Below are 18731 nucleotides of genomic sequence, written 5' to 3'. Positions count from 1 at the left end.
ATTCCTCCTTACTTATTTAACCATTGTTGGTGAGCCTGCATCTGTTTGAAGACCGCGGTGGTCATCAGGTCGTAGCCCTTGGCGTTCGGGTGAAAATGGTCGGCCGGTGAGAGGTGGTTATTGAGTTCGTCGCTACTACTGCTGGCTAGGATCTGTTCCTGGAAGCTTTTGGCCGACAATTGGCCATCATTGGCTTGTTGGGCCTGGCGCTTTAACTTAGCCTGTTGCGTGGCTGATTTGAACTGACCAACGGACATGTCCCGACTGATGTCGACCATGTAAAGGTGCGAGAAGTCCCGACCCGTCTGCGTTGTGACGGCGTTCCAGTCATCTACGGCATCTGTGATTTGATCCAAGTTGGCAAAGTACACGTAAATCGGATTGTAGATGCTGTAGAGATAGATGGGCGCGTCCGGATTGTATTTCCGAACGGTAGACAACAGGTGCTTTAGCTTAGTCTCATAGGACTTTTCGGCAGTCGTCAGTTGCGTGTTCAACCGGGATTGTTGGTTAATGGTTACGTTCTTGGTCAAGGTCTGGAGTAAATCGTTGCCCCCAACCGTCATGACGATGGCTTGAGCCCGCCGGACTTGGCGTTGTTGCTGACGACTGTCGGTCAACCGTTTCTCGATTTGATCGGATCGGTCGCCAGACTTACCGTAGTTGTGCATGACGACCTTGACCTTGTCCTTTTTATGAATCATGGTCTTTAACCGACCAGAATAGCCCTGGTTATCAGTAGTATCACCGACCCCCTGTGTCAGGGAGTCCCCCAGAGCGACGACCCTAACGGTTGAGCGGTGGCGAGCAGTCGGTTGTGTACCAAAGCTAGTAGTTCGGGCTCCTGGATGCCAGTACGTTAAAACGGCTAGGACAATCAACACCAGGAGTAAGGTTACCCCAATAATCTTACTGAAATTTTTAAGCTTCATCAGTTTATCCCCCTCAGGAAAAAGAAAAAGCGGTGGCATTGCCACCCCTTTTCTCGTTAGTCTATTGAATTATTTGGTAGGATCCGTGTAGTACATCAAAGCAAAGGCACCCGGACCACCATGGGTGGCGATGATCGGAACGGTCTCTCGTACCAGGACATCCTTGTCCGGCAAGATTTCGTGTAAGTGACCCTGAATCTTGTCGATGGCGTCAAAGGCTTCCACGTGAGAAATCCCAATGGCCACAATGTCTGGCGTCTGCTTGATCTGCTCGTAAACTTTATCGAAGTACCGGTCAATGGTCTTCATACCACGGCCCTTGGCCCGAATCTTCAATTCCCCACCGGTAACTTGTAAAACAATTTTGATATTGAGCAAGGAAGTCAACATACCGGCGGCCCGGCTAAGCCGACCCCCCTTGAGGATGTTTTCCAACGTAACCACTCCCATGAAGAGCTTAGTGTGGTCGCGCACAGCAACGGCGCGGTCTAGGATGGCCTGCGTGTCGCCACCCTCAGCGGCTAATTTAGCAGCCTCAACCACTTGGAAAGCGAGTGCTTGATCGGTGTACTGACTGTCGACAACCGTAACGTCCGTCTTGGACAATTGTGCGGCTTGTTCGGCGGTGTGGACCGTGCCACTGATGGCAGCCAGCATGGTAAAGCAGATAACGCTACTGCCATCTTCCCCTAATTTGTCAAAGGTCTCAACGAATTTACCCAGTGGCGGTTGACTCGTTTTTGGTAACGTCTTAGACGTCTTCATCTTTTCGATAAATTCTTTATTCGTAATGGATTCCCGTTCAACGTAAATCGTATCATCGATCATGACCGTTAACGGGATGATGGTAATGTTATAGTCTTGGATCTGTTGATCGGTAAGACCAGCAGAAGAGTCCGTAACAATTTTAATTTTAGCCATGGGTATCCCACTCTTTCTGACCAGAGATTTTGGTTTATGCTACAATATGCGTAATGAAACATACGGTAATAGTATAGCAGAGTTGGTCGATTTTTTCAGTAAGTTGTTTGTGACCCCCAATGAATGTTATGCACCGTATAAGGAGGATTTGGTTTGACAAAAGAACGCAGCCGCACCTACCAGATTGTAAATGAAGTTTTGAACGCCGCCACTCACGGGATCGGTGCTGCCTTAAGCATTGCCGGATTAGTCATTTTACTGTTACAGGCCCACGGTAAGGGTGGCGCCCTTCGGATGACGACCTTCGCCATCTATGGAGCCATTCTGGTGCTATTTTATCTCGCTTCAACCCTTTTCCATAGTTTGTACTTTACCCGCGCGAGCCACGTCTTTCAAATATTTGATCACTGCGCGATTTACTTACTGATTGCTGGTACCTACACGCCGTACAGCTTGCTGGTGGTTGGGGGTGCGCTGGGCTGGACCATGTTCGGCATCATCTGGGCGATGGCCATTATCGGTATCGTCTACAAGGCCATCTGGCTGAACCGATTTCAAAAGGTTTCCACCGTCATCTACGTGGTGATGGGCTGGATGTGTCTAATGGGTATCAAGCCGTTGTACGTGGGTTTGGGGCCAATTGGGTTTGCCCTCCTGTTCTTCGGCGGTGTGTCATTCACCGTTGGGGCAGTGCTGTACAGCTTTAAGGGTGTGCCGTTTGGTCACGTTATCTGGCATCTGTTTGTGATGATGGGGACTGGTCTGATGTACTTCTCAATTCTGTTCTACGCTTAATTGGTAATGGTGGCTAAAATTGCCGCTTCGGTGGCCAGGGGCGGCGCCTGCTGTGAGGACGCTTCAGCCAAAGAACGGGCTTCTCGCTCGATTTGAAGCCACGAAAATACCGTGTCTTCAAATACGCCCATGGCCTAAACTAGCCAAAAACGCTAGTTAACGCCATTCTCACAGCCGTCCCCACCCCTGGCCACCTCCGCTGAAATTGTGGATTCTTGCAGTGAAACGTAGGTTTGAGGTTAGCTGGCATAGTATCAGCGGCACTCCCACTGATAGTTGTTAAATAACGGTGACAAGGTTTTTAACGAAATTTGAATTTGTGTTTTGGAGAGTGATGGATTCCTGAATTTTGGGAACGTCACCCTCCTTTTTTATTTGTGTCAGTGCGGTTTACATACAGGTTGTCAGGGTTAGATAGCCATTCATACCACTTTGAATCGATTGAACAGATACCGTTAAACGAGTTGAACTATCAGTCGTGCACTTAAACTCGGATGTAGCCGCAGGTTGCCGGGCGTGGTGGTCGCAGTGGTGGTGAGATAAGTTCGGTGGGTCACCGAACTTATCTCACGGGACGAGCTTGGAGACCCGCCTGGTTTTAGCGGGGCTTCAAGTCGAGCCGAAGGACCGCTTCTCAGGCCGTAGGCGGTCCCCACAGCGGCCACCACGTCCGGCAACCGGAGGCGGCAATAAAACACCAGTATGCAAAAGTGGCCAGCGAAAGAAATTTCGCTGGCCACAAATTATTTATTCGATACGTTGGAATTGTTCAAACGTGTAATCATAAGGATTCTTTTCGTTACGGATACCCGGTTGTCGGTTGATTCGCTGGAAGCGACTGTAATCAATGGTAGGCATCCAAGTGTCTCCGTCAAACCCAGCATCGATGGTCGTTCGGTAGAGCAAGTCAACGTCGTCCAGGAGGCCGGTAAAGATTTGCGCGCCACCCACCACGAAGATTTTTTCTTCGGGGCGTTCACGGGCGTAATCACGGACAGCGTCCAGTGAATTCAATACAATCACGCCGGCTGGAAACTCGCTGGCATCGTGGTGGGTTACCACGACGTTGGTCCGGTTGGGTAACGCACTGGGAAAGCTAGCAAACGTCCGGGCGCCGGCCACAATCGTGTTACCGGTCGTAACCGTTTTGAAGAAGTGCATGTCTGCTGGCAGGTGCCATGGCAGCTCGCCCCGGTGTCCAATCACGTGGCCCTGACTCTCTGCCCATAGGAAAATTAACATCGTACAGTCCTCCTTAGCTGGTTAGACGGCCACTGGGGCCTTAATGGCGGGTTCTGGATCATACCCTTCAACCTTGATATCGGCCATTTCATAATCAAAAATGCTAGATTTTTCAGGATTCAACCATAGTTTTGGCGCCTCGTGTGGTGTCCGCGCAAGCTGGGTCTTGACCTGTTCAATGTGATTACTGTAGATATGGGCGTCCCCTAGCGTATGAACAAAGTCGCCGACCTCCAGGCCAACCTCCTTGGCAATCAAGGACGTTAAGAGGGCGTAGCTGGCAATATTGAATGGGACCCCTAGGAAGATGTCTCCACTACGTTGATAGAGCTGACAGCTCAATTTACCGTCATTTACGTAGAACTGGAATAACGTGTGACAAGGTGGCAACGCCATTGATGTGACATCGGCTGGATTCCAGGCAGACACGATCATTCGCCGAGAATCTGGATGGGTCCGCAGCGTGTCGATCACGTTGGCGATTTGATCAATGGTTTCCCCATTCTTACCCTGCCAAGCACGCCACTGACTGCCGTAGACGAGTCCTAGGTCACCGTAGTGGTCGCCAAACGCTTGGTCATTTAGAATCTTGTCGTCAAAGGCCTTCTTTTCGGCCTGATACTGTTGATTGAAATCGGTATCTACCAAGGAACGACGGCCAAAGTCGGTCATATCCGGCCCATGGTAGTCGGGACTATCAACGTAGCGTTGGAAGGCCCACTCGTCCCAGATGTGATTATGGTGTTGTAGGAGAAAACGAATATTCGTGTCGCCCTTCAGAAACCAGAGTAGTTCGGACTTAATCAAGCCGAATGGTACCTTTTTCGTCGTTAACAGGGGGAAGCCCTCCTGCAAGTTAAAACGCATTTGATAACCGAACAAGCTCACCGTTCCGGTGCCCGTTCGATCAGATTTTTGGTGACCCTCAGTTAAGACCTTTTTGGCTAGGTCCAAGTAAGCATCTTCTAACACACCCGTCACTCCTATTCTGCGTACTCGCTCAAGTATTCCCACCGAGCCATCTTGTCATCCAACTGTTTGTCGAGATCATCTAGCTGCGCCTGCAAATCGGCCAGTTTATCGTAGTTGGCACCGTTGGCGTTCATGGCTTCTTGGACTTGAGACTTCTGGTCCTCTAAGCCATCGATTTCACCTTCGATACCTTCCCACTCCTTCTGCTCCGCGTAGGTCAATTTGACCTTTTTCTTGGGTTCATCGGGTTGAGCTGCTGGTTTAGCGGGGGCCTTTTCCTTGGGATTATCATCAGCGTGCTTCTTTTGTTTCAAAGCGTCATCCAGATAACTACTGAAACGACCGGAGTAACGTTCGATGTTTCCATCGCCGGTGAAGATGAGGAGTCGGTCGGCCACTTTGTCCAGGAAATACCGGTCATGAGAAACCGTAATAACGGTACCGGCAAATTGAGAAATGTAGTCTTCCAACACGGTCAACGTCCCAATGTCGAGGTCGTTGGTCGGTTCGTCCAACAGAAGAACGTTTGGTTGTTCCATCAGCAGTTTTAGTAAGTACAACCGGCGTTTCTCACCACCGGAAAGCTTACGAATCAAGGTTCCGTGCATGAACCGAGGAAACAGGAATTGTTCCAAAAGTTCAGCCACACTGACAGCGTTCCCTTGATTATCCGTGACGGTCTGTCCGACTTCGGAGAGGTAACTGATCATCCGCTTATCTTCGGGGATTGGTTCAATCTGTTGGGTGTAGTAAGCCATTTTGACGGTTTCCCCCACCGTAATGATTCCGGAGTCCAATGGTAACCGTTGGGCAATAACGTTGAGCAAGCTGGATTTTCCAGCCCCGTTGTCCCCACTGATTCCGATCCGTTCACCACCCTGAATCAGGTCGTTGAAGTCTTTAAGGATGGTGTGGTCGCCCAGCTTCAGGTTGGCGTCCTTGAGTTCAATGACTTTCTTACCCAAGCGTTGTTGACCTAAGGAGATGGACACGTTGCTTTGAACTTGGCGCGTGCCAACGTTGCTGGATAGGTCGTTGAACCGGTTGATGCGGGCCTGTTGCTTGGTAGAACGTGCCTTCGCACCGGCCTTCATCCAAGCTAATTCTTTTTTATAAAGTTGTTGTTGCTTTTGATCGGCTTCAGCCTCTTGTGAGACCCGTTCGGCTTTTTCTTGAACGTAGGCCTGGTAGTTACCGGGGTACTGGTAAAGTTTCCCAAAATCCAGTTCCCAAATTTGGTTGGCAACTTGATCCAGGAAGTACCGGTCATGGGTAACGACCAGTAAGGCGCCCTTGTAGCTGGCTAAGTACTGCTGTAACCAGGCAATGGAATCAAAATCCAAGTGGTTGGTGGGTTCATCCAGCAATAAGAGGTCTGGGGATTGAATCAAGACTTGTGCCAGTCCGACCCGTTTGATTTGGCCCCCGGACATGGTCTTGATCTCCTGAGAAAGATCCGTAATTTTCAGTTGCGTCAAAATGGTTTTGACGTCACTTTCGGCGGTCCAGGCTTCCTCTTCATTCATCTGGGCTTCGGCGTCCAGATAACGTTTCTGAGCCTGATCGTCTTCGGGGTGTGCGCCGTACGCAGCCAAAGCCGCTTCGTAACGCCGAATTGTCACGAAGACCTTCTGGTCACCGGAGAAAACGGCGTCCATCACGGTCATATTTTCATCAAGATCTGGCTTTTGAGTCAGGTAACCGATGGTGTAATCTTTCGGGGTGTTGATTTCCCCGGACTGTTCGTTGCTGATACCCGCTAAGGTGTTAAGTAACGAGGTCTTCCCACTACCGTTGACCCCAATCAGGCCGATACGGTCGTGTTCGTTGATGATGAAATTCAGATTATCAAATAGCGTTTTTTCACCGTAAGTTCGGTGTAGATTTTCCGCGCGTAAAGTTTGCATAAGTTTCTCACTCTCTTATATCAGATTCTTAATCGGCGGTGCTGTTAGCTACCAGCGCTGCATTTTCGTTGGGTAATTCGCCCATGACGACCCGGTATTCCAGGTCACCGAGAATGGCACCCAGTTGTGGCCCCGGCTGCACTCCGGCCTTCATCAAATCTCTACCGGAAATGGCAAGTTCCTTCTTCGTTTGAATTGGTAAGGCAGCGAGCTCTTGAGCCAACTCCGTGCTGCGGTCGGGTGCCCCTAGAGTAACGGCCACTTCATTGGCAACGGGCGTTAAGGCAGCACCGCATTGATAAAGTTGCCAAGCGGTCAGGTTCCCCTGCAATAGTAATTCGGCCGTTCTGGTAGCCGTTTGAACGGCCGCAATCGTTTGATTAGCCGTTTTCCAGTGTTTCAAAAAGCTACCAATGGCGGTGGTGTCCAGCTTAAACTGGGTCGTCAGTAATGTCCAGGCGGCTTCGTTAGACGTGGCCCCCTGCTGAAGACGTTGTGCAAGCGCAATCAGAGCCGTCTCGTGGGAAGCAAAATCCGGGCAGTACTGCCAGAGGCCAGTGTCCAACATATCTTGCAGGCCGCGTTGCGGTGTCTTTCCCTGTAACATCTTGAGTAACTCGACCTGTGTGCGTTCAACGGCAATTTTTTCGAGTAGGTCTGCGTGGTCCGTAATGGCCTGCTTAGTGGGCTTCTCAATGGTGAAGTCCAACTGGCTAGCGAACCGGACCGCCCGCATCATGCGCAAGGCATCTTCATGAAATCGTTCTTGGGGGTCGCCAACCGCGCGAATTCGCTGCTCTTGAAGATCAGTCAGCCCATCAAAGAGATCGATGACTTCCCCGTCTTCCTTCATGGCCAGCGCGTTGATCGTAAAGTCGCGTCGTTTAAGATCCTCTTCCAGTGACCGGACAAACGTGACCTGGTCTGGTCGCCGGAAATCGGTATAGGTCGACTCGGAACGAAAGGTCGTGGTCTCGTAACCAGTACCGTGGTCCAAAATCATGACGGTCCCGTGTTCGATGCCTGTGTCGACCGTGCGCTTGAATAGGCCCTTAATCTCATTAGGATACGCGCTGGTGGCGATGTCAACGTCGTGAATGTCTTTACCCAAGATGGTATCCCGAACGCTCCCACCGACAAAATAGGCCTCATAACCGGCCTGCTCGATGGTCTGTAAAACTGGTCGGGCCAGTTCAAACTCCTGTGGTAATTGTTCTAGCTTCAATTCGCTCACCCTTCTACCAGTTATTTCTGTTTTATCTCTATATGCCAGTCTAACAGATTCGCTGGCAGAATTGAATTTAAAGTCGCTGAGACGATGTGAGTTTTGTCCGCTGTTTTCTAGAGCGGTGTGCTATGATGAATGAGTTGAGAAATTTAGATGTTGGGAGTGACGGCGGTTGACACAAGTACAGGATGAATCGATCCGCGCAGTTGATTTATTAATGATAGGGATTGGTTGCGCCATGCTGGGGTTTGCGTTGGTATTCTTCAACATTGCTAACCATTTGGCCGATGGTGGAATTTCCGGGATTACCTTGATTTTGCGGGCCTTGTTCAAAATTGACCCAGCGTACACCACGTTTCTAATTAACGCCCCACTTGTCTTGATTGGGTGGCGGTTTCTAGGCCGACAATCGGCGATTTACACAATCTATGGGACGTTCATGTTGTCGATTTCACTGTGGATCTGGCAGCGAGTGCCGTTTGCCATTGAATTACACGGTGACCTCTTGCTGGCCTCGCTGGCGTCGGGGTTGATTGGGGGCTTCGGTTCCGGTCTCCTCTACCGGTACGGTGGCACAACCGGTGGTACGGATATTATTGCCCGAATCTTTGAACGTTTCCGCGGGGTACCCATGGGTAAGACGTTGTTATGGTTAGACGTCGTCGTTTTACTGATTTCATTGGTTTACATCAACATCCAGCAGATGGCCTACACACTGATCTATTCCTACGTGTACTCTCGGCTGGTTAACTTTACGCAGGAAGGTGCCTATGCCGCGCGCGGAATCATTGTGGTGTCGGATCACTATCAAGAGATTACGAATAGCATTATGGATGAGCTTCAACGGGGTGTGAGTCTCGTCAGCGGTGAAGGTGGTTTCTCCCACCAGCCGCGAAAGATGATTTACGTCGTCGTGGCACCCAGCGAGTTGTATCGGTTACGTCAGATTATTCAACGAACTGACCCGCGGGCGTTCATTTCGGTAATCAATGTGAATGAAGCGTTAGGTGAAGGTTTCTCGTTTGAGGTTCCGAAGACCGGCTTCCTGGGTAAATTTAAACGTTAATGATTTGGTTTTGGCAACCGCGGGTTTGGCGGTTGCTTTTTTTTTTGAAACTGTAAGTTAAAGTAATTATTGTGTGCCAACCTAATTAAAAAAGAATACCCCGCGGCATCCTTTCTGGTGATACATTTCAGTTAGTCTTCGTAGCCTTCCAGCATCAGTGCCATTTCAGCATCATCTGGAACAACCTTCACGTACGCTTGTAATAATTTAACGACGACCTCACTAGCGCCCTCTTCACGATAGAAGTAAATCGCTGGCTTCAGGAAGTCTGGTTGATCCATGAAAAACGGTTGCGCGGCATCGTAGTACTTACGAGCTGCAGCAAAGTCCTCCTGATGGTTCGCTGTGACCGCTAAGTTCCAGTACAGTTGCGGATCGGCATCTTCATTGGCCAAATATGGCTTAGCCAACTCGGCGTTTTCCGTCCACCGCTCCTGCTTCACGTACAGGTTACTGAGCTGAATGACCGCTGCAATATCGTCAGCATCCAACTCGTGCCCCTTCTTCAGGTAGCGTTCAGCAAGGTCCTCATCGTCCAATTTAGTGGCCACGTGAGCCGCCTGTAGCCAGAGCTTCTCATTGTACTGGTCAACGCCTAACCCTTCTTGGAGGGCTTTTAAGGCCTCGTCTAGCCGGTTTTCTTGTTCCAGTGCTTGGCCCAGGTAAGGATACAAGGACGTGTAATGAGCGTCGCTATCCTTTAACTCCTCAAACAAACGAATGGCCGTTGACCGCTCCTTTAGTTGTAGGTAGGTAAAGGCCGTTTCAAATTTCACATCGGGCGTCATGTCCCCCGTATGGATCTGCTTCAAGTAACCGATTGCCTGTTCAAAGCGGCCAGCGTTGGCGTAAGCAACTCCCAGCCGTTCGACCAAGTTAACACGGGACAGTTCGGTAGTTCCCGCCGTAATCAGGTCTAAATACAGCGGAATAGCCTTCCTGAACTCCCGCATGGTGAAGTAGAGCTCCGCCAGGGCAAACGTGATGACGGGTTCGTCAGGGGCTAATTTCTTAGCTGTTAACAGCTTTTGTTCGCTGACTTCAAAGAGTTCCTGGGTCTGATAGAGGTCGGCAGCCACCATCAGGGATTCCACGTAGGCTGGTGAGCTGGGTTGGACCTGATTTAAATATTCCAGGGCCTCGTCGTTCTTATCTTCATCAATAGCAATGTCTGCGAGATTCGTTCGTAACTCGTCTTCATCTGGGTACTTCTTGAGGAGCTTTTCGTAGATCCGTCGGGATTGGTTCAAGAAGCCTAACGAATAGAGTTCCTCACCCAGACTAAACAACGTGTCATCATCGTCGTGGCGTAGTGCCAGTGCATATTGCTTTTTAAAATCTTCGAGTTGTCCCTTTTCCAGTTCATCGAGTGCCGTTTCTGCGTAACTCATTGACCCGCCTCCATCTTGAATCTTTTGTATTATATCCATGTAGCCGCCTACGGTTGTTAGGGGTGGCAGCCGTGGTGGGGACCGGCCAAAGCCTGTGGTGCGGTCTTTGGCCTCGACTTGAAGCCATGGCCAGTTCACCACGGCTCCAAGGTCGTCCCACGCTGTAGGTCGGCTAAAAACGCCAACCAACACCGTCGACACCACGGTACCACCCCTAACAACCTCCGGCTACTTTGATGTCCCAAATTCAACCTCAAGTTGCCGTATAGTTCTGCTGAAGTTTTAAATTACTTAAGCTTTACAACTGACTTCATAAATGTTGAATCTGATCACAGTAATCGCCTAACAACCGTGATATATCAATGTTTCCCAACGTACCACGACTAGCACAAATGGCGTTTACCAATATGCTGCCAAAATATTGCAATCATAGCCGTCAGTCGCCCAGGAGGATGCTGGCCGTGACAACGGTGTTAATTGACGCTTCTCAGCCAATTTACAGCGTGGGACACGTGAGAGACTTGCATGAACTTAGCGGGGCTCTCACGTGAGGAGCGAGACCGCATTTCAGGCTTGCTCCGGTCCCCACAGCTAGCACCCTCCTGGGCAGCCGTAGGCGGTAATACTAATTTTCTTTTTAAACGCAACAGTTAATTATACGCAATTCAGGGTGACTTGCGAAGTAAAAGCCCTCGCCAGCATCAATTATCCCGCTACTTCACTGTTACTTGAATTTAATTAAGGGTAGCAAAAAGCCAGCCCGGCATTCACCGTACTGGCCCTCTACTCGCTAAATAAGATTATTTAACAGCATCCTTTAAAGCTTTACCTGGCTTGAATGCAGGTACTTTGCTTGCTGGGATTTGGATTTCTTGTCCAGTTTGTGGGTTACGGCCCTTACGAGCTGCACGTTCACGTACTTCAAAGTTACCAAAGCCGATCAGTTGAACCTTTTCGCCTTTAGCTAACGTTGCTTGGACAGAATCGAATACTGCATCAACTGCAGCAGTTGCGTCCTTTTTAGTTAAACCAGTTGCAGTTGCAACGTCGCTAACCAATTGTGCTTTGTTTGCCATGTTTGAATTCACCTCCTGAAAGAAGATTAGATGAATGACATCTAGTGGTCATTTTTGAGTGGTCCAAAAATGATGAAACAAATACGGTCAGCCGCATCATTTCTTTATCAAAGATAGCACAGGAAGCCTTGCATGACAAGGGATAACGCCATTTTTTAGCAATTATCGGCCAAGAATCGTGATTTTTAATAAAAAATCGTTAAAATCACGTCAAAAGCTGGTCCTATGCTACTCAAGTCCTACTTCCGTGCACGCTCAATCAAATGGATCGGTGTCCCTTCGAAATCGAAGCTCGCACGAATTTGATTCTCTAAGAATCGTTCGTAGGAGAAGTGCATCATCTTCGGATCGTTGACGAAGACCACGAAAGTTGGTGGCGCCACGGCTACCTGAGTGGCGTAGTAGACCCGGAGTCGCTTTCCGTTGTCGGAAGGCGTTGGGTTTAGTGCAATGGCATCCATCACCACGTCGTTCAACGTTGCGGATTGGACCCGCTTGTTGTGGTTAGCTGAAACCTTCTTGATTAGGTCCGGTAACTGCTCTAGCCGTTGCCCTGTCTTAGCGGAAACGAAGACGATGGGCGCGTAACTCAGGTATTGGAACTCCAGACGAATCAGGTTCTGGAAGTCCGTCAACGTATGATTATCCTTCTTCAAGGTATCCCACTTGTTGACCAGAATAATGATGCCCCGACCCGCTTCATGGGCGTAACCGGCGACTCGTTTATCCTGCTCCCGAATCCCTTCTTCAGCATTCAAAACCACCAGAACGACGTCTGAATCGTCAATGGCCCGCATCGCCCGCATCACACTGTAGCGTTCCGTATTTTCGTAGACTTTCCCTTTTTTACGAATCCCGGCCGTATCGACCATCGTAAATTTCGTATCGTCAGCGGTAAACTTGGTATCCACGGCATCACGCGTAGTGCCGGCAATATTGGAAACAATGACCCGATCCTCACCAAGCATAGCGTTAACCAGAGAGGACTTCCCAACGTTAGGCCGACCAATCAAACTGAAGCGAATGGAATCGTCCTTAGGCGCACCATCATCTTCAGGGAATTTCTTCACGACGGCATCCAACAGGTCCCCTAAACCGAGACCATGGACCCCAGAAACGGGATATGGATCACCGAAGCCAAGTGAATAGAAGTCGTAGATGGATTCCCGTGTTTCGGGGTTATCCGCCTTGTTAACGGCCAGCATGACCGGCTTATCAGCACGGTACAGGATCTTGGCCACCTTTTCATCAGCATCGGTCACACCCTCAGGGGCGCTCACGATGAAGACAATAACATCGGCCTCATCAATTGCAATCTCTGCTTGTTGCGTAATTTGAGTTAAAAATGGTTCATCGCCGAGGTCGATCCCACCGGTATCAATCATCCGAAATTCAGTTCCCAGCCATTCGGCTCGCGTGTAAATTCGGTCACGGGTAACCCCAGGGGTGTCTTCGACGATGGAGATTCGTTCGCCGGCGATCCGGTTAAACAGGGTCGACTTTCCCACGTTTGGGCGGCCAACAATGGCAACTACTGGAAATGCCACTATAAATCCCTCCTTAAATTGCTACATTTGACGTGAAAAAGGTCCAGAACGAAACCAACAAAGTTCCGCTCCAGACCCATTTCTCAACCAAACGTATTAGTTGTTTTCGTTATCTTCCATATCTTTCTTCAAGCTATCACCAATCAGATCGCCCAAAGAGAAACCGGTGCTTTCTTCTGGGGCGTTAGCCGTTGAAGTTTCAGCACTGTTCCGGTTGTTACGACGACGGTTGTTGTTACCGACATTGTTGCTCCGGCTACGGTTGTTGTTACTGCTGCTCCGGTTCTCAGAACCTTCGTCACCAGATTGTGGCTTTTCTTCAAGTGCCTTGATGGACAATGCCAAACGGTGATCGTCTGGACGAACATCTAAGACCTTAACCTTGATTTCTTGACCAACCTTCAAAACGTCAGCAGGCGTTGCGATGTGTTGGTGAGAAATTTGGGAAATGTGAACCAAGCCTTCAACGCCAGGGAACACTTCAACGAAGGCCCCAAAGCTAGTCAAACGCTTAACAGTTCCGTCTAAGACGCTGCCTTGTGGGGCTTTGTCTTCGATACCGTCCCAAGGTTCTGGTAAGGTTTGCTTGATGGAAAGGGAGATCCGGTCGCGGTCTGGGTCTACAGATAAGACCTTAACTTTAACGTCTTGGCCAACCTTCAGAACATCGCTAGGCTTTTCAACCCGTTCAAAGGCGATTTCAGAAACGTGGACCAAACCATCAACACCACCAAGGTCAACGAATGCACCGAAGTTAGTCAAGCGAGCAACTTTACCGTCGACAATGTCGCCAGCAGTTAACTTAGCCATGATTTCTTCCTTTTGTGCAGCGCGTTCCTTTTCAACGATAGCACGGTGTGATAAGATCAACCGGTTTTCGCTAGGTTCGATTTCAACAATCTTGAATTCCAAGGTTTGGCCCTTGAATTGAGCAAGATCTTCGACGAAGTGATCAGAAACCATTGATGCGGGAACGAAACCACGAACGCCGGCATCAACGACTAACCCGCCCTTAACCACTTGGGTAACGGGAGCAGTTAACGTGTGACCTGCTTCGAATTCCTTTTGAATATCGTCCCAAACCTTACGGGCTTCCAAACGACGTTGAGACAGTAAGTAGCTACCGCCTTCCTTGTCAGTTCCGATCCGTGAGATAACGACGAGATCCAAGACGTCACCAACTTTAATTACTTCATTAATGTCATCAACTGGCTTAGTTGAGAGTTCCTTCTTGGGAACGACCCCTTCGATACCAGTATCTGCAATACCAACGATTGCTTGTTGGTCGTCATCAATCGTTAAGATTTCACCCTTAACGACGTCACCGACCTTGACGTTATCGATGCTGTTTAAAGCATCTAATAACTCATTGTTTTCATTGTTTTGACTCGTGCCATTTTCACTCATGCGAATTTTTCCTCCTTGCGACAACTCTATATACTATTTTAGCTGATTACGCTAGTAAAAGCTAGTAAAATGCCCATATCTAGTGGGATTCTTTTTCAGAAATGATTTCGGCGATTTTATCAGCCACTTGTTCGATGCTCATCGAGGTCGTATCCAACCGAATGGCATCCGCCGCTTGGGTCAATGGAGAGACCTTTCGCGTCGAATCTTTCCGATCCCGTTCCTCGATTTCATGCTTTAATGTTGCTAAAGGTGTCTCGATACCCTTGGCGGCATTATCCTTTAGGCGCCGTTGTGCCCGTTCCTTCACGCTGGCCACTAGGAAGATCTTGACCTCCGCCTTAGGCAAGACGGTCGAGCCAATGTCCCGACCGTCCATAACGATACCCCCGGCATCGGCAATATCCCGCTGACGAGCCGTTAATTCTTCTCGCACTGCAGGTAAAGCGGACACTGCTGAAACGGAGTTGGTCACGTCAGGTTGGCGAATGGCCAAGGTGACTTCGGTGTCGTCAACAAACACCTTTTGCACTGGCGTCCCTGGTTCAAACCGAATAGTGATTTGATCCAGTAATTGCTTAACCGCTTTTTCATCGGTCAAGCCCACACCAGCCTGTAACACTTTCCAAGTAATCGCACGGTACATAGCGCCCGTATCACAATATATGTAGTGAAAACGTTGGGCAACGATTTTTGCCACGGTACTCTTGCCGGCCGATGCGGGACCGTCAATGGCAACTTGCAAACCTTGTTTTTCCATGAAAACCAAACTCCTATCAAATAAAATTAATGCCTATTTCACCCGAAGCTTTTGGCCAGGATGTAACGATGAAGCCGAAGACAGTCCGTTCAACTGTAAGAGTTCCTGAACAGAAATACCTGCGTTCGTGGCGACCCGGTAAACTCCTTGTCCAGATTCGACAGTTGCGTACTTTTTACTACCAGTTGACGTACTCGTACTGCTACTGGTGGCGCTTGAACTGGTCTTGTTTGGCTTAGTGGTGGCGCTACTCGTAGCCGAATAACTGCTAGTCGTCTTTGCCGAACTAGCAGTCGTGGTTGAAGTTGTTGATTTTTTTGAGCTGGCCGTCTTAGAAGAAGCGGTCTTCTTGGAAGAAGACTGCTTGTGACTACTCGTCGAGCTCTTGGAATGTTTGCTAGATGAACGCGATGAACTATCTGCAACCTGTTCCGTACTTTGATTTTCAGGCTTATTCACGGCACTTTGTCGTGCTAACCCATAAACTAATGATGCCACTGCGATCACAATGATAATGGCAACTAATACGACCGTCACCATGGTATTCCCGTGATTTTGCCGCCGGATTCTCGTTCGTGACAGGTTCCCCTGATCGTCCCGATCATCGGCAAACGACTGATCCCAAGGATGGGACTCCTTATCCTTCGTATCCTTCGACGTTTGATCGTCACGCTTCTGACTCATCATCTAACCTCCCTGAAAAACTTTCACCCGTAATTGTACCATACCAGATACCTTAATTCTTTAAATTCTTACTAAAATAACCGGTTAAGTCGGGTTTCCCAGTCCGTCGGTATATTTTCAGTCGCCGCAGCTGGTCGCCGCAAGAGCTTCAGCTGGTCCAAATCAAGGGCCACCTCCCCCGGCGCACAACACGCTGCCGAATGGGCGGGACTGGTCTCATCAAAGGCTTGCAGCCAGACTTGTCGCAAACACCGCCGTTCCCGTGCATAGGCTAACATATTCGCCAGTGCCCGATTCCGCTCCTTTTCCCGGCGCGCAAACAGCTGGATAACTGCCGCCTGGCTGATGCCGTGGCCCCGGTAAAAGGCCAACAAGTGAATCACCGGATCATCGGCTGCAAAACTCTGTGGGTGCGCGTAGTATCGCGTAATCGTCTCCTCATCCGGTCGATTAGACTGACCCAACGCCAACGGTAACTGCTCATCACCCGGCGCGTACAGTAAGATAGCAATACTGGGCTGGCCATCACGACCAGCCCGGCCAATTTCCTGAGCATAACTTTCTAAATCAGCCGGCAAATGATAATGAATCACAAAGCGGACGTCATTCTTATCGATACCCATGCCAAACGCACTGGTGGCACAAATTAAGTCGAGTTGCCCCGTCATAAACTGTTGTTGAATTCGAAAACGATCCTCACCGCTTAGCCCCGCGTGGTAGGCTGCCGCTTGAACACCAGTGGTCTGTTGCAACCATAAGGCTGTATCGGTTGCCTGCTGCTTGCTCGAGAAGTAAATAACCCCTGGCAACTGAAGCTTGGCCACCAAAGCTTGCAAGCGGCTCTGCTTTTCCGCCTCATTCGCAACATTTTCAACGTCTAGAAAAATATTGGGCCGGTCGACGGACTCGGTAACCACCTGTGGTTGTGACCGCAATTGCTTTGAGATTTCTTGCCGCGTCATCTTGCCCGCCGTTGCCGTCAGCATGAGCGTCAATGGTTGATTTAATTTGGTCCGAATCGCACCCAATAATAAGTACTCCGGTCGAAAATCCGGTCCCCACTGAACAATACAGTGAGCCTCGTCAATCACCAACAGACTAAGATCAAGTTGCCTTACCCGCGCCAACATTTGCGGTTGCGCCAACATTTCTGGTGATAGGAAAAGAAATTGTAAGTCATTCAAGTGGTCCAAGATAACTTGGCGTTCCACGTATCCAGTCTGTGATGTAATGGCGGCCACCCGCTTAAAGCCACTGATTCGCATCCGATTGACCTGGTCATTCATCAATGATAATAATGGTGAGACAATCAACACGCACCCCGGATGACGATAACCGTAAAGCTGATAAATGAGCGTTTTCCCGGCACCAGTCGGCAGAATGGCCAGGGTATCCTGATTGGCCTCCAAGGCAGCTAATGCTGCCTTCTGACCGGAACGAAACGTATTAAAACCGAAGACTTTTTCTAAACTAGCTTCTAAAGTTTCCACTACTCTGCGTCCCCCCGTTTCATCCGCCAGATGGCATAAAGCCGAAAGTAAAAGAAATCAAGCTCATCGCGCATTGCTGCGGGTAGTTCCATGTATTGCCACGTATCAATGGGTCCAGTTACGGCGGCTGCAAATTGCTGGCGAATTGTCTCTGATAGGACCTGGTCATACGGAAAGTCTTCAGCTGGTAACATGATGGCCGTTTCGAGTAAATGCTCCCGTACCGTCGATAACTTGACCTTACGGACCCGTGCCACCCGCGCTAAATCCCCGCCAGCCTCGACCGCTTGCAGCGTCTGTTGGGCGCTACGTGACACGGGAACCACCCACAATGGCTGAAATAAATCGTGAAGTGGGTGTTGCGCTTCCTTTGCGGCCAAGGCAATCTGGGCAACCCCATCAAAATGCATCAGCTGAATCTCCCAGGACGAGCGATTGGTACTCTGGGCCAACTGACTGACCGTATAGCCAGGCTGTTCGTATCCCGTAAATTGATCCGTCACGATTGCGGCCGTCTCTGCCGGTAACTGGCGAAGACTGATAACCAATGCTTCGTGGAGATTCGCTGCCAGGTTGGGGGATTTAACCCGGTGGAACCACCGTCGCACGGCTTGCCGGGTGGCTAAATCGGTCGCTAAAGGATAGTAACGTGATGTACTATGCGCGTACTGTGACACTACCTGCACTGCCAATAGTAACCGTTGCCGTGCCGCCACCAGATCCACGTTGACCCAATCTTGGCGGGTAACTGGCCGGTAATAAGTCGTACTCGCTGCGGCCATTTGTCCCCGCTTAGTCAGGTGAACGACCCCTTCAGTTGCGTCTCCGGCAATCAATCCCTGTTGCGCCAGTGACTGAGCTGGTGTGTCCAATGCTCCCCGATCCAAGGGCTTCGCCAGATTCAACAGCGGCAGTAAATCATACCGTAGACCCCAGTACAACGTCGAAACGGTCCGCCGGCCGCGCAATAGATTTTCGATGACCCGCAGTCGCCGATCTTGCTGTTCACTTAGTAATTGCAATAAGTCTGCCGGGTCCATGAGCCACCTCCGCTAAATTCAGTCTGCTACCAGTTTACCATAAGAAAAGGGGCCGGCAGACTTGCCAACCCCTGATGCTTCAAATTTCTTTATTATTTTAGTTATTATACCTTGACCGCTTCCGGCCACCAGCTACACTGTCTTTAACTCAAATATGGCCGGGGTGAGTGACGGGACTGCATGTACCATACTACTCCTATTACTTAATTCCGAGTCACACTAATTTAGCTCAAGCAAATAGCCTTTCCACACTTCAGTTCTTCATAGAGACGA

General features: G+C 49.7%; 17 protein-coding genes. 2 read left to right on the top strand and 15 right to left on the bottom strand.

The window, feature by feature from the left end:
• Positions 1-8: 8 nt before the first annotated feature.
• Positions 9-932 (bottom strand): GDSL-type esterase/lipase family protein, encoded by a 924-nt coding sequence (locus AB3Y94_RS02295; RefSeq protein WP_367294949.1) that lies wholly within the window; start codon positions 930-932, stop codon positions 9-11.
• A 69-nt stretch (positions 933-1001) separates the two neighbouring features.
• Positions 1002-1853: a DegV family protein gene (locus tag AB3Y94_RS02290; protein ID WP_367294948.1), complete on the bottom strand. Its 852-nt coding sequence runs from the start codon at positions 1851-1853 to the stop codon at positions 1002-1004.
• Positions 1854-2006: 153 nt separating this feature from the next.
• On the opposite strand from AB3Y94_RS02290, the gene AB3Y94_RS02285 reads away from it, so the two are divergent.
• Positions 2007-2648 carry a hemolysin III family protein gene (locus AB3Y94_RS02285; protein ID WP_367294947.1) on the top strand — a complete coding sequence of 214 codons (642 nt, stop codon included), beginning with the start codon at positions 2007-2009 and terminating at the stop codon, positions 2646-2648.
• Here the strand turns inward: AB3Y94_RS02285 and AB3Y94_RS02280 are convergent.
• The 5 genes from AB3Y94_RS02280 to AB3Y94_RS02260 form a co-directional block, all read right to left on the bottom strand.
• Positions 2645-2779, bottom strand: coding sequence for a hypothetical protein (locus AB3Y94_RS02280; RefSeq protein ID WP_367294946.1), 135 nt, complete (start codon positions 2777-2779; stop codon positions 2645-2647). The two genes, AB3Y94_RS02285 and AB3Y94_RS02280, sit on opposite strands and share 4 nt — an antisense overlap.
• Before the next feature lie 616 nt (positions 2780-3395).
• Complete coding sequence (locus AB3Y94_RS02275) at positions 3396-3890, bottom strand: dihydrofolate reductase (protein WP_367294945.1); 495 nt, start codon at positions 3888-3890, stop codon at positions 3396-3398.
• A gap of 21 nt (positions 3891-3911) precedes the next feature.
• On the bottom strand, positions 3912-4862 hold the full coding sequence (locus AB3Y94_RS02270; protein WP_367294944.1) for a thymidylate synthase: 951 nt from the start codon (positions 4860-4862) through the stop codon (positions 3912-3914).
• 11 nt (positions 4863-4873) lie between these two features.
• A complete protein-coding gene (locus AB3Y94_RS02265; RefSeq protein WP_367294943.1) occupies positions 4874-6769 on the bottom strand; it encodes an ABC-F family ATP-binding cassette domain-containing protein in 1896 nt (631 codons plus the stop codon).
• Between the two features lie 28 nt (positions 6770-6797).
• A complete protein-coding gene (locus AB3Y94_RS02260; RefSeq protein WP_367296469.1) occupies positions 6798-7994 on the bottom strand; it encodes a CCA tRNA nucleotidyltransferase in 1197 nt (398 codons plus the stop codon).
• 175 nt (positions 7995-8169) lie between these two features.
• Here AB3Y94_RS02260 and AB3Y94_RS02255 point away from each other — a divergent pair, with 175 nt between their 5' ends.
• Positions 8170-9063 carry a YitT family protein gene (locus tag AB3Y94_RS02255; RefSeq protein ID WP_367294942.1) on the top strand — a complete coding sequence of 298 codons (894 nt, stop codon included), beginning with the start codon at positions 8170-8172 and terminating at the stop codon, positions 9061-9063.
• A 131-nt stretch (positions 9064-9194) separates the two neighbouring features.
• On the opposite strand, the gene AB3Y94_RS02250 is transcribed toward AB3Y94_RS02255, so the two are convergent.
• The 8 genes from AB3Y94_RS02250 to AB3Y94_RS02215 all read right to left on the bottom strand — a co-directional run bounded on the left by AB3Y94_RS02250 (position 9195) and on the right by AB3Y94_RS02215 (position 18458).
• Complete coding sequence (locus AB3Y94_RS02250) at positions 9195-10454, bottom strand: tetratricopeptide repeat protein (RefSeq protein ID WP_367294941.1); 1260 nt, start codon at positions 10452-10454, stop codon at positions 9195-9197.
• An 800-nt stretch (positions 10455-11254) separates the two neighbouring features.
• A complete protein-coding gene (locus AB3Y94_RS02245) occupies positions 11255-11530 on the bottom strand; it encodes an HU family DNA-binding protein (protein WP_011667553.1) in 276 nt (91 codons plus the stop codon).
• A 239-nt stretch (positions 11531-11769) separates the two neighbouring features.
• Positions 11770-13077: a ribosome biogenesis GTPase Der gene (gene der / locus AB3Y94_RS02240; RefSeq protein WP_367294940.1), complete on the bottom strand. Its 1308-nt coding sequence runs from the start codon at positions 13075-13077 to the stop codon at positions 11770-11772.
• Positions 13078-13173: 96 nt separating this feature from the next.
• Positions 13174-14484, bottom strand: a complete 1311-nt coding sequence (gene rpsA, locus AB3Y94_RS02235; protein ID WP_367294939.1) for a 30S ribosomal protein S1 — start codon at positions 14482-14484, stop codon at positions 13174-13176.
• A 79-nt stretch (positions 14485-14563) separates the two neighbouring features.
• Entirely contained in the window at positions 14564-15244 is a 681-nt protein-coding gene (gene cmk / locus AB3Y94_RS02230) for a (d)CMP kinase (RefSeq protein ID WP_367294938.1), read from the bottom strand.
• 33 nt (positions 15245-15277) lie between these two features.
• Positions 15278-15928 carry a LysM domain-containing protein gene (locus AB3Y94_RS02225; protein ID WP_367294937.1) on the bottom strand — a complete coding sequence of 217 codons (651 nt, stop codon included), beginning with the start codon at positions 15926-15928 and terminating at the stop codon, positions 15278-15280.
• A 71-nt stretch (positions 15929-15999) separates the two neighbouring features.
• A complete protein-coding gene (locus AB3Y94_RS02220; protein ID WP_367294936.1) occupies positions 16000-17418 on the bottom strand; it encodes an ATP-dependent DNA helicase RecQ in 1419 nt (472 codons plus the stop codon).
• The gene (locus AB3Y94_RS02215) at positions 17418-18458 is read right to left on the bottom strand and encodes a helix-turn-helix domain-containing protein (RefSeq protein ID WP_367294935.1); all 1041 of its coding nucleotides are present in this window, start codon (positions 18456-18458) and stop codon (positions 17418-17420) included. The genes AB3Y94_RS02220 and AB3Y94_RS02215 overlap by 1 nt, the downstream gene beginning before the upstream one ends.
• Positions 18459-18731 lie beyond the last annotated feature (273 nt).

This window comes from Levilactobacillus yonginensis (genome assembly GCF_964065165.1).
GTDB lineage: Bacteria > Bacillota > Bacilli > Lactobacillales > Lactobacillaceae > Levilactobacillus > Levilactobacillus yonginensis_A.
Note: the sequence above shows the minus strand (reverse complement) of the source record. Positions and strands in the feature narration are given on the sequence as shown.

Excerpts from the sequence above, each read along its gene's own strand:
- AB3Y94_RS02295 (WP_367294949.1), bottom strand. The coding sequence starts at position 932 with ATGAAGCTTAAAAATTTCAGTAAGATTATTGGGGTAACCTTACTCCTG.
- AB3Y94_RS02290 (WP_367294948.1), bottom strand. The coding sequence starts at position 1,853 with ATGGCTAAAATTAAAATTGTTACGGACTCTTCTGCTGGTCTTACCGAT.
- AB3Y94_RS02280 (WP_367294946.1), bottom strand. The coding sequence starts at position 2,779 with ATGGGCGTATTTGAAGACACGGTATTTTCGTGGCTTCAAATCGAGCGA.
- AB3Y94_RS02275 (WP_367294945.1), bottom strand. The coding sequence starts at position 3,890 with ATGTTAATTTTCCTATGGGCAGAGAGTCAGGGCCACGTGATTGGACAC.
- AB3Y94_RS02265 (WP_367294943.1), bottom strand. The coding sequence starts at position 6,769 with ATGCAAACTTTACGCGCGGAAAATCTACACCGAACTTACGGTGAAAAA.
- AB3Y94_RS02250 (WP_367294941.1), bottom strand. The coding sequence starts at position 10,454 with ATGAGTTACGCAGAAACGGCACTCGATGAACTGGAAAAGGGACAACTC.
- AB3Y94_RS02245 (WP_011667553.1), bottom strand. The coding sequence starts at position 11,530 with ATGGCAAACAAAGCACAATTGGTTAGCGACGTTGCAACTGCAACTGGT.
- rpsA (WP_367294939.1), bottom strand. The coding sequence starts at position 14,484 with ATGAGTGAAAATGGCACGAGTCAAAACAATGAAAACAATGAGTTATTA.
- cmk (WP_367294938.1), bottom strand. The coding sequence starts at position 15,244 with ATGGAAAAACAAGGTTTGCAAGTTGCCATTGACGGTCCCGCATCGGCC.
- AB3Y94_RS02225 (WP_367294937.1), bottom strand. The coding sequence starts at position 15,928 with ATGAGTCAGAAGCGTGACGATCAAACGTCGAAGGATACGAAGGATAAG.
- AB3Y94_RS02215 (WP_367294935.1), bottom strand. The coding sequence starts at position 18,458 with ATGGACCCGGCAGACTTATTGCAATTACTAAGTGAACAGCAAGATCGG.